16 protein-coding genes are annotated in these 14,454 nt (G+C 42.4%); all 16 read left to right on the top strand.

From position 1 onward, the window contains the following. The first annotated feature begins 199 nt into the window (after positions 1–199). The 16 genes from rimP to ISX45_RS03640 all read left to right on the top strand — a co-directional run bounded on the left by rimP (position 200) and on the right by ISX45_RS03640 (position 14,398). Positions 200–673 (top strand): ribosome maturation factor RimP, encoded by a 474-nt coding sequence (gene rimP, locus ISX45_RS03565; RefSeq protein ID WP_181554892.1) that lies wholly within the window; start codon positions 200–202, stop codon positions 671–673. Between the two features lie 39 nt (positions 674–712). Continuing rightward, the gene (gene nusA / locus ISX45_RS03570) at positions 713–1,858 is read left to right on the top strand and encodes a transcription termination factor NusA (protein ID WP_181554891.1); all 1,146 of its coding nucleotides are present in this window, start codon (positions 713–715) and stop codon (positions 1,856–1,858) included. A gap of 13 nt (positions 1,859–1,871) precedes the next feature. Then, on the top strand, positions 1,872–2,162 hold the full coding sequence (gene rnpM, locus ISX45_RS03575) for an RNase P modulator RnpM (RefSeq protein ID WP_181554890.1): 291 nt from the start codon (positions 1,872–1,874) through the stop codon (positions 2,160–2,162). Next, a complete protein-coding gene (locus tag ISX45_RS03580) occupies positions 2,152–2,469 on the top strand; it encodes a YlxQ family RNA-binding protein (protein WP_181554889.1) in 318 nt (105 codons plus the stop codon). The genes rnpM and ISX45_RS03580 overlap by 11 nt, the downstream gene beginning before the upstream one ends. 4 nt (positions 2,470–2,473) lie before the next feature. Next, positions 2,474–4,660, top strand: a complete 2,187-nt coding sequence (gene infB, locus ISX45_RS03585; protein WP_181554888.1) for a translation initiation factor IF-2 — start codon at positions 2,474–2,476, stop codon at positions 4,658–4,660. After that, positions 4,657–4,935, top strand: a complete 279-nt coding sequence (locus ISX45_RS03590) for a DUF503 domain-containing protein (protein WP_181554887.1) — start codon at positions 4,657–4,659, stop codon at positions 4,933–4,935. The genes infB and ISX45_RS03590 overlap by 4 nt, the downstream gene beginning before the upstream one ends. Before the next feature lie 15 nt (positions 4,936–4,950). Then, a complete protein-coding gene (rbfA, locus tag ISX45_RS03595; RefSeq protein ID WP_181554886.1) occupies positions 4,951–5,316 on the top strand; it encodes a 30S ribosome-binding factor RbfA in 366 nt (121 codons plus the stop codon). A 54-nt stretch (positions 5,317–5,370) separates the two neighbouring features. Further along, the gene (gene truB, locus ISX45_RS03600; RefSeq protein ID WP_181554885.1) at positions 5,371–6,303 is read left to right on the top strand and encodes a tRNA pseudouridine(55) synthase TruB; all 933 of its coding nucleotides are present in this window, start codon (positions 5,371–5,373) and stop codon (positions 6,301–6,303) included. Between the two features lie 9 nt (positions 6,304–6,312). Further along, on the top strand, positions 6,313–7,296 hold the full coding sequence (gene ribF / locus ISX45_RS03605; RefSeq protein ID WP_194519986.1) for a bifunctional riboflavin kinase/FAD synthetase: 984 nt from the start codon (positions 6,313–6,315) through the stop codon (positions 7,294–7,296). A 90-nt stretch (positions 7,297–7,386) separates the two neighbouring features. Continuing rightward, positions 7,387–7,656, top strand: coding sequence for a 30S ribosomal protein S15 (gene rpsO, locus ISX45_RS03610; protein WP_181554883.1), 270 nt, complete (start codon positions 7,387–7,389; stop codon positions 7,654–7,656). Positions 7,657–7,829: 173 nt separating this feature from the next. Beyond that, positions 7,830–9,947 carry a polyribonucleotide nucleotidyltransferase gene (gene pnp / locus ISX45_RS03615; RefSeq protein WP_194519987.1) on the top strand — a complete coding sequence of 706 codons (2,118 nt, stop codon included), beginning with the start codon at positions 7,830–7,832 and terminating at the stop codon, positions 9,945–9,947. A gap of 204 nt (positions 9,948–10,151) precedes the next feature. Continuing rightward, positions 10,152–11,075: a polysaccharide deacetylase family protein gene (locus ISX45_RS03620; RefSeq protein WP_194520601.1), complete on the top strand. Its 924-nt coding sequence runs from the start codon at positions 10,152–10,154 to the stop codon at positions 11,073–11,075. Positions 11,076–11,088: 13 nt separating this feature from the next. Continuing rightward, positions 11,089–12,333: a M16 family metallopeptidase gene (locus ISX45_RS03625; protein ID WP_194519988.1), complete on the top strand. Its 1,245-nt coding sequence runs from the start codon at positions 11,089–11,091 to the stop codon at positions 12,331–12,333. A 182-nt stretch (positions 12,334–12,515) separates the two neighbouring features. Then, positions 12,516–12,755 carry a YlmC/YmxH family sporulation protein gene (locus ISX45_RS03630; RefSeq protein ID WP_181555235.1) on the top strand — a complete coding sequence of 80 codons (240 nt, stop codon included), beginning with the start codon at positions 12,516–12,518 and terminating at the stop codon, positions 12,753–12,755. Between the two features lie 140 nt (positions 12,756–12,895). Further along, a complete protein-coding gene (gene dpaA, locus ISX45_RS03635; RefSeq protein ID WP_181555234.1) occupies positions 12,896–13,798 on the top strand; it encodes a dipicolinic acid synthetase subunit A in 903 nt (300 codons plus the stop codon). Further along, entirely contained in the window at positions 13,799–14,398 is a 600-nt protein-coding gene (locus tag ISX45_RS03640) for a dipicolinate synthase subunit B (RefSeq protein WP_194519989.1), read from the top strand. Positions 14,399–14,454 lie beyond the last annotated feature (56 nt).

Raw genomic sequence — 14,454 nt, forward strand, 5'->3', positions numbered from 1 at the left:
GATTTTTCGTTGCAATATATTTCCCAATATGTTATAGTTTTAGTGGAAATGGTAAAGATAATGTGTAGGAAAAGAGTGGGGAAACCCACTCTTTCGCATTGATTGGATGTTGATCGCTTTCATCGTTTCCCCGCAGTTTTGCAGGGGATTTTCTCATTATAACGATTAGGCGATTTTCTCGAATTCTAGGAGGGACAGAATGAGCAAAAAAGTGACAGAAGTAGTTGAGGAGCTAGTTACACCCATTCTGAATGACATGAACCTCGAATTAGTGGACATCGAATATGTCAAAGAGGGGAAAAATTGGTTTCTCCGCGTATTTATTGACTCGGAGCAAGGCGTCGATATCGAGCAATGCGGTGTCGTAAGCGAAAAATTAAGCGAAAAATTAGATATCGTCGATCCGATTCCATATAACTATTTCCTAGAGGTCTCTTCGCCGGGAGCAGAACGACCATTAAAAAAACTAGCTGATTTTGAACGGGCGGTTGGAAAAAATGTATATATTAAAACATACGAACCGATTGAAGGAGAAAAAGAGTTTGAAGGCGAACTTACTGCATTTGATGGAACAACCGCTACTGTCACCGTCAAAGAAAAAACGCGTAAAAAAATAGTAGAGGTTCCGTATGAAAAAATTGCGAGTGCAAGACTTGCTGTCATCTTTTTTTAACGGACAGCCAAACGTTTGAGAAGGGGGATTTTACGTTTCATGAATACGCAATTATTAGACGCCTTAGCGGAGCTTGTTCGGGAAAAAGGCATTAGCCAAGAAGTATTAGTCGAAGCGATTGAAGCGGCGATCGTGTCGGCTTATAAACGAAATTTCGGTCAAGCGCAAAACGTGCGCGTCGATTTTAACATCGAAACAGGGACGATTCGCGTCTTCGCACGGAAGGAAGTTGTCGAAGAAGTAAGCGATTCACGATTGGAAATGTCTCTTGAGGAAGCCCGTCTCATCAATCCAAATTATCAAGTAGGCGATGTTGTTGAGCTAGAGGTGACGCCAAAAGATTTCGGGCGCATTGCGGCGCAAACGGCAAAACAAGTCGTTACCCAGCGTGTGCGTGAAGCTGAGCGCGGCGTCATTTATGCGGAATTTATCGACCGCGAAGAAGATATTATGACAGGAATCGTGCAGCGAGTGGACCCAAGATTTGCGTACGTAAGCTTAGGAAAAGCCGAAGCATTGCTCCCAGCTAGCGAGCAAATGCCAAATGAAACTTATAAGCCGCATGATCGCCTGAAAGTGTATATCACGAAAGTAGAAAAAACGACAAAAGGACCGCAAATTTTCGTATCGCGCACCCATCCGGGACTGTTAAAGCGGCTGTTTGAGCTTGAAGTTCCGGAAATTTATGACGGAACGGTGGAAATTAAATCAATCGCTCGTGAAGCGGGTGACCGTTCGAAAATTTCCGTTCACTCTGACAATCCGGAAGTCGATCCTGTCGGAGCTTGTGTCGGTCCAAAAGGTCAACGTGTTCAGGCAGTAGTGGATGAACTAAAAGGCGAAAAAATTGACATCGTTCGTTGGTCAGCGGACCCGGTTGAATTCGTTGCTAACGCGTTGAGCCCTGCAAAAGTATTACGCGTCATTGTCAATGAAGAGGAAAGAGCAACAACGGTCATTGTCCCAGACTACCAATTATCGCTAGCCATTGGTAAGCGCGGACAAAATGCCCGTTTAGCAGCAAAATTAACAAACTGGAAAATCGATATTAAAAGCGAATCAGAGGCAAAGCAATTAGGAATTGACCCGTACGCCCAATCCACTTTGCTTGATTCAAAAGACATACACATGAATAATGAAGATGAAAGCAACCAAACATTCGATTTACAGGAAGAAATCGAGTGAGAGGTGAGCACAGATGGCCGGTCAAAAGAAAATTCCGTTACGCAAGTGTGTTGTGACAGGTGAAATGAAGCCGAAAAAAGAAATGATTCGCATTGTTCGTTCCAAAGATGGGGACGTCTCCATTGACCCGACCGGAAAAAAGGCAGGTCGTGGCGCTTATATTACGTTAAGCAAAGACTGTATTTTGCTTGCAAAAAAGAAAAACGTGTTAGCCCATCATTTAAAAGCAGATATTGCTGACTCACTATATGAAGAGCTGCTTCAACTAGCAGAAAAGGAGAACAAAGTAGAGAATGGGCAATAAACAATGGACATCTTTATTAGGTTTAGCAAATCGAGCACGTAAAGTTGTTTCTGGTGAGGAGCTGGCGATCAAGGAGATTCGCAGCGGAAGAGCGAAATTAGTGCTGTTGGCGGAAGACGCATCGGTGAATACGGAGAAAAAAATTTCTGATAAATGCGCTTCCTACGGCGTTCCGCTTCGAAAAGTTCCCGATCGCTATATGCTCGGACAGGCGATTGGCAAAGATGCGCGTGTGGTTGTTGCTATCACTGAAGAAGGCTTTGCCAAAAAATTAATAACGATGCTCGATGGATCATTGTGGGGGTGAATCTATGTCTAAAATGCGTGTATATGAGTACGCCAAAAAAAATAACGTACCTAGTAAGGACATCATTCATAAATTAAAAGAAATGAATATTGAAGTTTCTAATCATATGGCTACGCTAGAACCGGAAGTCGTTGAGAAATTGGATCATACGTATAAGAAAAAAGAACAGAAACAACCACCTGTTATGAAAGAAAAGCAGACAGCACCTGTAAAGCCAAAAGGATATGTTGATGACTTCGACGATGATGATGAAGTCATCGAAACGAAAGTGCCGATCAAAAAAGGTGCAAACAAAAACCGGGAAGGAAAAAAACACGATTTGCAAACACAACAAAAAGAAAAGAAAGTTTTTAATCACAATAAAAAGAAAAATAAAGGAAAACCAAAAGCTCATCAACCTGCGCCACAAGAGCCGCAAAAGAAAAAGGAAAAAGAATTGCCGCAGAAAATTACGTTTGAAGGCTCATTAACGGTCGCAGAGCTAGCGAAAAAACTTGGCCGGGAGCCATCTGAAATCATTAAAAAATTATTTATGCTCGGCATTATGGCAACAATCAACCAAGATTTAGATAAAGACGCCATTGAGTTGGTTTGCGCCGACTACGGTGTCGAAGTCGAAGAAAAAGTCGTCATTGACGAAACGGAATTCGAATCATTAGAAATCGTTGACGATCCAGCTGATTTAGTGGAACGTCCTCCAGTTGTTACGATTATGGGACACGTCGACCATGGAAAAACAACGCTTTTAGACTCGATCCGCAATTCCAAAGTAACCGAGCAAGAAGCAGGCGGAATTACGCAACATATCGGTGCATATCAGGTTGTGGTGAACAATAAAAAAATTACGTTCCTTGACACTCCAGGACACGAAGCGTTTACAACGATGCGCGCACGAGGTGCCAAAGTAACGGACATTGTTGTTCTCGTTGTTGCCGCAGACGATGGTGTCATGCCGCAAACAGTCGAGGCAATCAACCATGCTAAAGCGGCAAACGTTCCAATTATTGTCGCTGTCAACAAAATCGATAAACCAGAAGCAAACCCAGACCGTGTTATGCAAGAGTTAATGGAACATAACCTTGTGCCAGAAGAATGGGGCGGCGATACAATTTTCTGTAAATTATCAGCAAAAACAGGCGAAGGAATCGATAACTTATTAGAAATGATTCTTCTTGTCAGCGAAGTAGAGGAGTTTAAAGCAAATCCAAATCGCCGTGCGACCGGAACGGTCATCGAAGCAAAATTAGATAAAGGTCGTGGCCCGGTTGCAACATTGCTTGTTCAAGCAGGAACGTTGCACGTCGGCGATCCAATTGTTGTTGGTAGCACATACGGTCGCGTTCGGGCGATGGTCAATGATACAGGTCGCCGCGTCAAAGAAGCTGGCCCGTCAACTCCTGTCGAGATTACGGGGCTTAATGAAGTGCCGCAAGCAGGGGATCGCTTCATGGTATTTGAAGATGAGAAAAAAGCGCGGCAAATTGGAGAAGCGCGTGCGCAAAAGCAGCTTCTTGAGCAGCGCAGCGTGAAAGCTCGTGTCAGCCTTGATGATTTATTTGAACAAATCAAACAAGGCGAAATGAAAGAGTTAAATATTATCGTGAAAGCTGACGTTCAAGGTTCCGTCGAGGCGTTAGCAGCAGCGTTGCAAAAAATTGAGGTTGAAGGAGTCCGTGTGAAAATCATTCACACTGGCGTCGGCGCAATTACCGAATCGGATATTATTTTAGCGACCGCTTCAAACGCGATTGTCATTGGCTTTAACGTTCGCCCTGATGCGAACGCCAAACGCGTCGCTGAATCTGAAAAAGTCGATATTCGTTTACACCGCATTATTTACAAAGTCATTGAGGAAATCGAAGCAGCGATGAAAGGAATGCTTGACCCTGAGTATGAAGAAAAAGTGATCGGTCAAGCGGAAGTTCGTCAAACATTTAAAGTATCTAAGGTTGGAACGATTGCTGGATGCTATGTAACAGACGGTAAAATTACGCGTGACAGCAGTGTTCGTCTCATCCGTCAAGGCGTTGTCATTTATGAAGGGCAAATTGACACATTAAAACGCTTCAAAGACGATGTAAGAGAAGTTGCACAAGGCTATGAATGCGGTTTAACCATTAAAAACTTCAATGACATTAAAGAAGGCGATGTCATTGAAGCGTACATTATGCAGGAAGTAGAGCGTAAATGATCGGCTACGTCGCCTGTGAATGCCTCATTTACGATGCGCAATCATTAAAAGAAAAAAGAGCCGTGCTACAACGAATAATGACACGGCTCAAGCAAAAATATAATATATCAGTAGCCGAAATCGATTATCAAGATATGTGGCAACGCACGAAGCTCGGAATCGTGGCCATTACGTCGAATCGAATGACAACCGAGCGGGAATTGCAGCGAGCGCTCGAGATGATCGATTCATTTCCGGAAATCGAGCGGACGGTTACAACATTTGAGTGGTTTTAATCGAGGTGATAACACATGAGTTTGCGAGCTACACGTGTTGGTGAACAAATGAAAAAAGAATTAAGCGATATTATCGGTCGCAAACTTAAAGACCCACGCATCGGCTTTGTTACCGTAACCGATGTGCGTGTAACAGGCGATTTACAGCAAGCAAAAGTGTATATTAGCGTGTTAGGTGACGAAGAGCAGCGTCAAAATACATTGAAAGGATTAGCAAAAGCAAAAGGGTTTATTCGCTCAGAAATCGGTCAGCGCATTCGCTTACGAAAAACACCAGAAATTTATTTTGAAATCGACGAGTCGATCGATTATGGCAATCGCATTGAATCCCTTATTCAGCAACTTTCTAAAGAAAAAGAGGAACAAAAAAATGAAGAATGATGGATAGACATTTCGTCTATCCATTTCCATTATGTATGTAGAAGGGGTGCACGAATGGACGGGGTGCTATTGTTACATAAACCAGCAGGAATGACATCGCATGATTGCGTGTTTCGAATTCGCCGCCTGTTAAAGGTGAAAAAGGTTGGTCATACCGGCACGCTTGATCCGGATGTGTCAGGCGTATTGCCGATTTGCATTGGCAAAGCAACAAGAATTGCTGAATTTTTAACAGGGGCAAGCAAAACGTATGAAGGGGAAGTGACATTAGGAGCAGCCACCACAACGGAAGATGCTTCAGGCGAAGTTATCGAGACGAAAAAAGTAGACCGCATCATTCAGCGAAGCGAAATCGAGCACGTCCTAGAACAATTAACGGGGGAAATCGCCCAAACACCGCCCATGTATTCCGCTGTCAAAGTGAATGGAAAAAAATTATATGAATATGCACGCGCTGGAATCGAAGTAGAAAGACCAACACGCATCGTCACCATTCATGAATTAACGTTGCTTGATGAAAGAGAAACATTTTCTGGAGATACCGTTTCGTTTCGATTTCGCGTCACATGTAGCAAAGGAACGTATATTCGTACGTTAGCCGTTATGATTGGGGAACGATTAGGGTATCCAGCACATATGTCGCATTTAGTTCGTACTGCATCTGGCCCGTTCTCTCTAAAAGATTGTATCACCTTTGAAGAAATCGAACAGTACATTGAGCGCGGCGAAATCGAGAAGATTTTGTTACCAATCGAAAAAGCGCTTTTCTATTTGCCGAAATATCAAATTAATGATAAAGTAGCAGGGAAAGTAAAAAACGGAGCTATTTTACCTCTTCCTCATTTGCTACAATCGTTAGAAGGACCAATTGTAGTCATCAATGAACGGAAAGAAGCGCTAGCTCTCTATATCAAACACCCGGCAAAACCTCACCTCATCAAACCGTTAAAAGTGTTTGCTGAGGAAAGAGCGAAAGACAGAAGGTGAACAAGAAACATGGAAACGGTATTCATCTCGCATCCTCATCATATGAAAAGAGAAGACTTCCCACCGACGGTAATGGCGCTAGGCTACTTTGACGGCATCCATCTTGGTCATCAGGAAGTGATCCGAACAGCTGTGAACCTCGCTGCTGAAAAAGGCTATAAAAGTGCGGTGATGACGTTTCACCCGCATCCTTCCGTCGTGTTAGGAAAAAAAGAACAACATATTCACTGCATTACACCATTAAAACAAAAAGAGCAACTGATCGCCCATTTAGGTGTCGATTATTTATATATTGTCGAGTTTACATCTTCATTTGCCGAATTGCTTCCACAACAATTTGTTGATCAATATATTATCGGTTTTCACGTGAAACATGTTGTCGCGGGCTTCGACTTTACTTACGGACGACTTGGCAAAGGGACAATGGAAACATTGCCATTTCACTCCCGCGAGCAATTTACGCAAACTATTGTCCCGAAATTGACACTTAAAGGGGAAAAAATCAGCTCGACCTCTATTCGCCGGCTTCTAAAAAACGGTGCAGTCGAGCAACTCCCGCAGCTGCTAGGCCGCTTTTATGAAGTGGAAGGAACTGTCATTAGCGGAGAAAAGCGTGGAAGAACAATCGGATTTCCCACCGCTAACATTGAGTTAACCGATGATTATCTTTTGCCTGCGCTTGGCGTATATGCGGTCAAAATTAAGATCGGCACGGAAACATTTGAAGGGGTATGCAATGTAGGATATAAGCCAACCTTCCATGAAAAGCAAGAAGGTAGGCCAACAATCGAAGTGCATATTTTTGATTTTGCAAGAGACATTTATGGAGAAATAGTAACCATTGAATGGCATATGCGTCTTCGGAGCGAGCAAAAGTTTTCCAGTGTTGAGCAATTAGTTGCACAAATTAAGAGAGATCAAGCGAACGCACAAGCTTATTTTAAGAATATAGCGGAAAAGACTTGCATTTTGTCACGAAAAGAGGTATTCTAATAAATGTATGTAAAATAACCATTGCTTGGCAAGTCGAGTCACCGACGCTTGCTCGGTAATTGGTGTTTCATAATGAGGAGGTGAACAAGGATGGCATTAACACAAGAACGCAAAAACGAAATCATTAATCAGTTTAAAATTCATGAGACCGACACAGGTTCTCCAGAAGTACAAATCGCTATCCTTACAGAGCAAATCAACAACTTAAATGAACATTTACGCGTTCATAAAAAAGACCATCATTCACGTCGTGGTTTGTTAAAAATGGTCGGTAAGCGCCGTAATTTACTTACGTATTTGCGCAATAAAGACATTACACGTTATCGTGAATTAATTAACAAACTTGGATTACGTCGTTAAGGTAAGAAAAAAGCGGGAGCATTCCCGCTTTTTTGCTAGTTACATAAAGAAATTTCTAGAAATGGTGATCATCCTCATAATTGATAGATTGCTGTACATTCGTCCATACTAAAACCAATGATAATTCTTCGTTGATATTTTTGATTTGTACATAGAGAGGAGTACTCATCTATATGGAGCAAGGAAAACGTGTTTTTTCCATAGATTGGGCGGGACGGCCGCTCGTTGTGGAAATTGGTCAGTTAGCAAAACAAGCGAACGGGGCGGTGTTAGTCCGCTACGGTGATACTGTGGTTTTAAGCACCGCAACCGCGTCCAAAGAGGCGAAAAATGTTGATTTTTTCCCATTAACTGTGAACTATGAAGAACGTCTATATGCAGTCGGGAAAATTCCCGGTGGATTCATTAAGCGCGAAGGTCGTCCGAGCGAGAAAGCAATTTTAGCCAGCCGCCTCATCGACCGACCAATTCGTCCATTGTTTGCGGAAGGGTTTCGCAATGAAGTCCAAATTGTGTCGATGGTCATGAGTGTTGACCAAGACTGCTCACCGGAAATGGCGGCGATGTTCGGTTCGTCGCTTGCCTTAACGATCTCCGACATCCCGTTTGAAGGTCCGATTGCTGGAGTAACAGTGGGACGAGTTGATGGAAAATTTGTCATTAATCCATCAGTCGAACAATCGGAAAAAAGCGACATTCATCTTGTTGTCGCGGGAACAAAAGATGCCATTAACATGGTTGAAGCTGGGGCCGATGAAGTTCCAGAAGAAATCATGTTAGAAGCGATTATGTTTGGACATGAAGAAATTAAACGCCTCATCGCATTCCAAGAAGAAATTGCTGCACAAGTCGGCAAAGAAAAAATGGAAGTGGTTCTTTACGAGCTTGACCCTCAGCTTGAAGCAGATATTCGCCAGCTCGCTGAAGAGGATATTAAGCGCGCTGTTCAAGTTCCAGAAAAATTAGCGCGCGAGGCTGCCATTGATGAAGTAAAAGCCAGAGTCGTTGCCAAATATGAAGAACAAGAGGCCGATGAAGAAACGTTAAAACAAGTGAATGAAATTTTACACAAGCTCGTGAAAGAAGAAGTGCGCCGCCTCATTACTGAAGAAAAAATTCGTCCAGACGGTCGCAAAATTGATGAAATTCGTCCGCTTTCATCCGAAGTGGGGCTTTTGCCGCGCACGCACGGATCTGGGTTGTTTACGCGCGGGCAAACACAGGCGCTTAGCGTTTGTACGTTAGGGGCGCTTGGCGATGTGCAAATTTTGGACGGGCTTGGCATTGAAGAGACGAAACGGTTTATGCATCATTACAACTTCCCGCCATTTTCGGTCGGTGAAACGGGAGCGATGCGTGGACCGGGACGTCGCGAAATTGGACACGGAGCATTAGGAGAGCGTGCGTTAGAGCCAGTCATTCCATCAGAAAAAGAGTTTCCATATACGATTCGTCTTGTTTCTGAAGTGTTGGAATCGAACGGTTCGACTTCCCAAGCGAGTATTTGCGCAAGCACCCTAGCGATGATGGATGCAGGTGTGCCAATTAAAGCGCCAGTCGCTGGCATTGCCATGGGACTTGTCAAAAATGGAGACCATTATACGATTTTAACGGACATTCAAGGCATGGAAGACCATCTTGGCGACATGGATTTTAAAGTAGCGGGAACGGCTAAAGGGGTCACTGCCTTACAAATGGACATTAAAATTAAAGGATTATCGCGCGAAATTTTAGAAGAAGCCCTGCAGCAAGCGAAAAAAGGCCGCATGGAAATTTTAAATCATATGTTGCAAACCATTCGCGAGCCGCGCAAAGAACTTTCAAAATATGCTCCGAAAATTTTAACGATGCAAATTAATCCGGATAAAATTCGTGAAGTCATTGGACCAAGCGGTAAGCAAATTAATAAGATTATCGAAGAGACGGGCGTCAAAATCGATATTGAACAAGACGGAACGATCTTCATTTCCTCCGTTAATGAAGAAATGAACCAAAAAGCGAAAAAGATTATTGAAGATATCGTTCGCGAAGTCGAAGTCGGACAAATTTATTTAGGAAAAGTGAAGCGCATTGAAAAATTTGGTGCGTTCGTGGAATTGTTTAACGGAAAAGATGGTCTTGTGCACATTTCCGAGTTAGCGGAAGAGCGCATTGGCAAAGTGGAAGATGTCGTCGCAATCGGTGATGAAATTTTAGTAAAAGTAACGGAAATCGATAAGCAAGGACGCGTCAACTTGTCGCGAAAAGCAGTATTGCGCGAACAAAAAGAACGGAATGAACGGATAAAATGAGGAGCCTCGGAACTTTCCTAGGCTTCTTTGTTATGAGAAAAAGCCGAGCCTTCCTGCTGTAAAGTTGGAGGAATCATCGGCTTTTTTATTTGTCATATCTGTCGGAGCAATAGTTCTATCTTGTCCTCGCCTTACATATTTGTAATAGAAAAGGAGGGGACAGGTGTGAGAGGGAAATATGTTCCATATGTTTCGGTGTTCATTATGCTTTTGTTTGCATTGTCTATTGTCAATCAGCCTGCTATTGATCAATATATTACAAAGTTGCGAGAAAGAAGCGTTGAGGCAGCTAAGCCAAAAGATAAGCTATACATGGAAATTGAAGCAAAAGCAAAAAAATATGAAATTGCTCCGCAAAATGCAGTTATTGATAGAGTATGGAAAGCCATCCCCGGCTACAATGGATTAAAGGTCAATATTAACGACTCTTACCAAAATATGAAAAAAGACGGGACGTTTGATAAGCGCAAGCTGGTGTATGAACAAGTTCCCCCGAAAGTTCATCTAGACGATTTGCCGCCTGCTGCGATTTATCGAGGGCATCCTGAGAAACCGATGGTCACCTTCCTCATTAATGTTGCATGGGGAAATGAATATATCCCGAAAATGCTTGAGATTTTAAAAAAGCATAACGTAAAGGCAACATTTTTTTTGGAAGGACGCTGGGTAAAAAATCATCCTGATATGGCAAAAATGATTGTAGATGCAGGGCAAGAAGTTGGCAATCATTCATACAGTCACCCTGATTTAAAAACAATGAGCAATCAAGCGATTCGCGAACAGCTTGAAAAAACGAATAAAGTCATTGAAGCGACAACAGGAGTCAAATGCAAATGGTTCGCTCCTCCAAGCGGCAGTTACCGCGATGATGTAGTGAAAATTGCCGATGATTTGAACATGAAAACAATTATGTGGAGCGTCGATACAATTGATTGGCAAAAACCGTCTCCATCTGTTATAGTGAAACGGGTAATGTCTAAAATTCATCCGGGCGCGATGGTTTTAATGCACCCTACGTTATCGACGGCTGAGGCACTTGAACCACTCATTGTTTCGATTCAACAAAAAGGATACAAAATCGACAATGTATCTACGCTATTAGATGAAAAAAGAATTGTGAAAAAATAGGAGGAACAAGGCTTTGATTAACAAGTATACATGTCGAAATGGAGTACGAATTGTACTAGAACAAATTCCAACTGTAAGATCCGTAGCGATTGGCGTATGGATCGGAACAGGTTCACGAAACGAAAGTGAACAAAACAATGGAATTTCCCATTTTTTAGAGCATATGTTTTTTAAAGGAACAAAAACGCGAACGGCACGGGAAATTGCTGAAGCATTCGATAGTATTGGCGGTCAAGTAAACGCTTTTACATCGAAAGAATATACATGTTATTATGCTAAAGTGTTAGATGAGCATGCCGAATTCGCTTTGGAAATGTTGGCGGATATGTTCTTCCATTCTACGTTTGTCGATGAAGAACTACAAAAAGAAAAAAATGTCGTATTAGAAGAAATTAAAATGTACGAAGATACTCCAGATGATATCGTTCATGACTTATTAAGCAAAGCGTGTTACGCGAATCATCCGCTTGGTTATCCGATTTTAGGAACAGAAGAAACATTGCGCACGTTTACGGGAGAGTCACTCCGCAGATATATGGCAGATTACTACACTCCTGATCGAGTGGTAATTTCGGTGGCGGGAAATGTGAAGGAAAGCTTTATAAACCAAATCGAAAAATATTTCGGGTCCTTCACAGCAAAACAACAAACACGCCAGGAACAAGCACCAATATTTCAGCCGCAAAAATTAGCTCGTCAAAAAGATACCGAACAGGCCCATTTATGTATCGGGTTTAACGGATTGCCAGTTGGTCACCCGGATATTTACAGCCTCATTATTTTAAATAACATTTTAGGGGGCAGCATGAGCAGCCGTCTATTCCAAGAAGTTCGCGAACAGCGGGGCTTAGCGTATTCGGTGTTCTCTTACCATTCTTCCTATCAAGATGGGGGATTGCTTGCGATTTATGGGGGAACTGGTAACAACCAGCTAGATCTTTTATTCGAAACAATTCAAGAGACGATTCGCAAATTAAAAGAAGACGGAATTACGGAAAAAGAGCTGCAAAATAGTAAAGAGCAAATGAAAGGAAGCTTAATGCTAAGCTTAGAAAGCACAAACAGCCGCATGAGCCGTAACGGCAAAAACGAATTGTTGCTAGGTCGCCATCGCTCTCTTGATGAAATCATCGAGGAGATTAATAATGTGACGAAAGAAAAAGTGAATGAGCTTGCGCAGCAAATTTTTAGTGAAGACTATGCGCTTGCTTTAATTAGTCCAAGTGGACAATTGCCAAGTGAACTACGCCAGAGCTAACACATATGATTACGCGATTTTCTTCTTATCGATCGGAGAGCCGATATGGGCGAACCTCCGTTTCTGGTAACAGGACAACTGCTCGGTTTGATGTTGGAAAAATGCCTGCTAGAATAACTTGCAGGCATTTTTTTATTGTTTTTTTCTTACAATGGTAAAAAGGGACAAAGGAGGAGCAAATGGTGAGGCTAAGCGAATTAAGCGGAAAAGAAATCGTTGATGTTAGACGTGCGGAACGGCTAGGGGTATTAGGCCAAACCGATTTAGAAATTAACGAGCAGACCGGGCAAATTCAAGCGTTGCTCATTCCAACAGGGAAATGGTTCGGCTTTCGCAAAGAAGGAAACGAAATTCGCGTTCCATGGAAATATATAAAAAAAGTTGGCGCCGATATGATTATCATTGACTTTCCTGATGAATAGAAGTGCAAAAAGCGGTTGCATCTCAAGATGCAACCGCTTTTTCTTTTTTAGGATATTCACCTATATTCTGCCTCTTTCATAAGATGTGAAAGAAAAAGAAGTTGTCAAAACGAGTTTTCGAACAAGAAGGTGAGTTATATATGATGTTGACGGGGATGCATATCGCTATCATTGGTGGAGATGCAAGGCAGTTAGAAGTCATTCGCAAATTAACGGAACTGGATGCGAAATTGACCCTCATTGGTTTCGACCAATTAGCTCATAGTTTTACAGGGGCTACAAAAGCCAGCATTAATGAAGTTGATTTTGTTGATTTAGACGCCATTATTTTGCCCGTTCACGGTACGAATGTAGAAGGAAAAGTGGATACTGTGTTTTCAAACGAACCCATTCCTTTTACGGAAGAAATGTTACTAAAAACTCCGAAACATTGTACGGTCTATTCCGGCATTAGTAACAGTTATTTAGACAGCTTAATGAAAGCCGTTAATCGCAAACATGTGCTGTTATTTGAACGAGATGATGTCGCGATTTATAACTCGATTCCGACGGCAGAAGGAACGATTATGATAGTCATCCAACATACTGATTTTACGATCCACGGGTCCCGTATTGCCGTTCTCGGCTTAGGACGTATTGGAATGACCGTTGCCCGCACGTTTGCGGCATTAGGCGCAAAAGTAAAAGTAGGAGCACGCCGCTCCGAACATATCGCACGAATTACAGAAATGGGACTTCAACCATTTTATTTACAAGATTTAGAAAAAGAAGTAAGAGATATTGATATTTGCATTAATACAATTCCCCATCTCATTGTCACTGCCAGTGTCATTTCGAAGATGCCTGCCCATACATTAATTATCGATTTAGCATCTAAGCCGGGGGGAACCGATTTTCGTTATGCAGAAAAACGCGGAATTAAAGCGTTGCTCGTCCCGGGGCTGCCGGGAGTAGTGGCTCCAAAAACAGCGGGACAAATCATTGCAAATGTTCTTTCGCAATTATTATTTAACGATTTACAAAAAAGAAAGGGGAACTTGTAAATGAGTTTAAAAGGAAAACGAATTGGATTTGGGTTAACCGGGTCGCATTGTACGTATGATGCGGTTATGCCAGAAATCGAAAAGTTAGTGCAAGAAGGAGCGGAAGTATTACCGATTGTCACCCATACAGTAAAAACGACAAATACAAGATTTGGAGACGGAGAAGAGTGGGTCAAAAAACTTGAGGAAATGACAGGGAATGAAATCATTGATACGATCGTCAAAGCAGAGCCGCTCGGTCCGAAAATTCCGCTTGACTGCATGGTCATTGCTCCGTTGACAGGAAACTCTATGAGCAAGTTCGCCAATGCCATGACTGATTCACCGGTATTGATGGCAGCAAAAGCAACGATGCGCAATCATCGTCCTGTTGTTGTGGGCATTTCCACGAACGATGCGTTAGGTTTAAATGGTGTTAACTTAATGCGTTTAATGGCTGCGAAAAATATTTATTTTATCCCGTTTGGTCAAGACGCCCCACATACAAAACCAAATTCGATGGTAGCGAAAATGTCGCTCTTGCGCGATACGATCATCGCCGCTCTAGAAGGAAAACAACTGCAACCGGTCATCATCGAAAAGTTTCGTGATGAGGATTAATAATAAAAAATCAAACAAAAGAAAATTTATACAGGCATATAAAATTTTTCTCTCCT

This window comes from Thermaerobacillus caldiproteolyticus, assembly GCF_015326725.1.
In the GTDB taxonomy this organism is placed as follows: domain Bacteria; phylum Bacillota; class Bacilli; order Bacillales; family Anoxybacillaceae; genus Thermaerobacillus; species Thermaerobacillus caldiproteolyticus.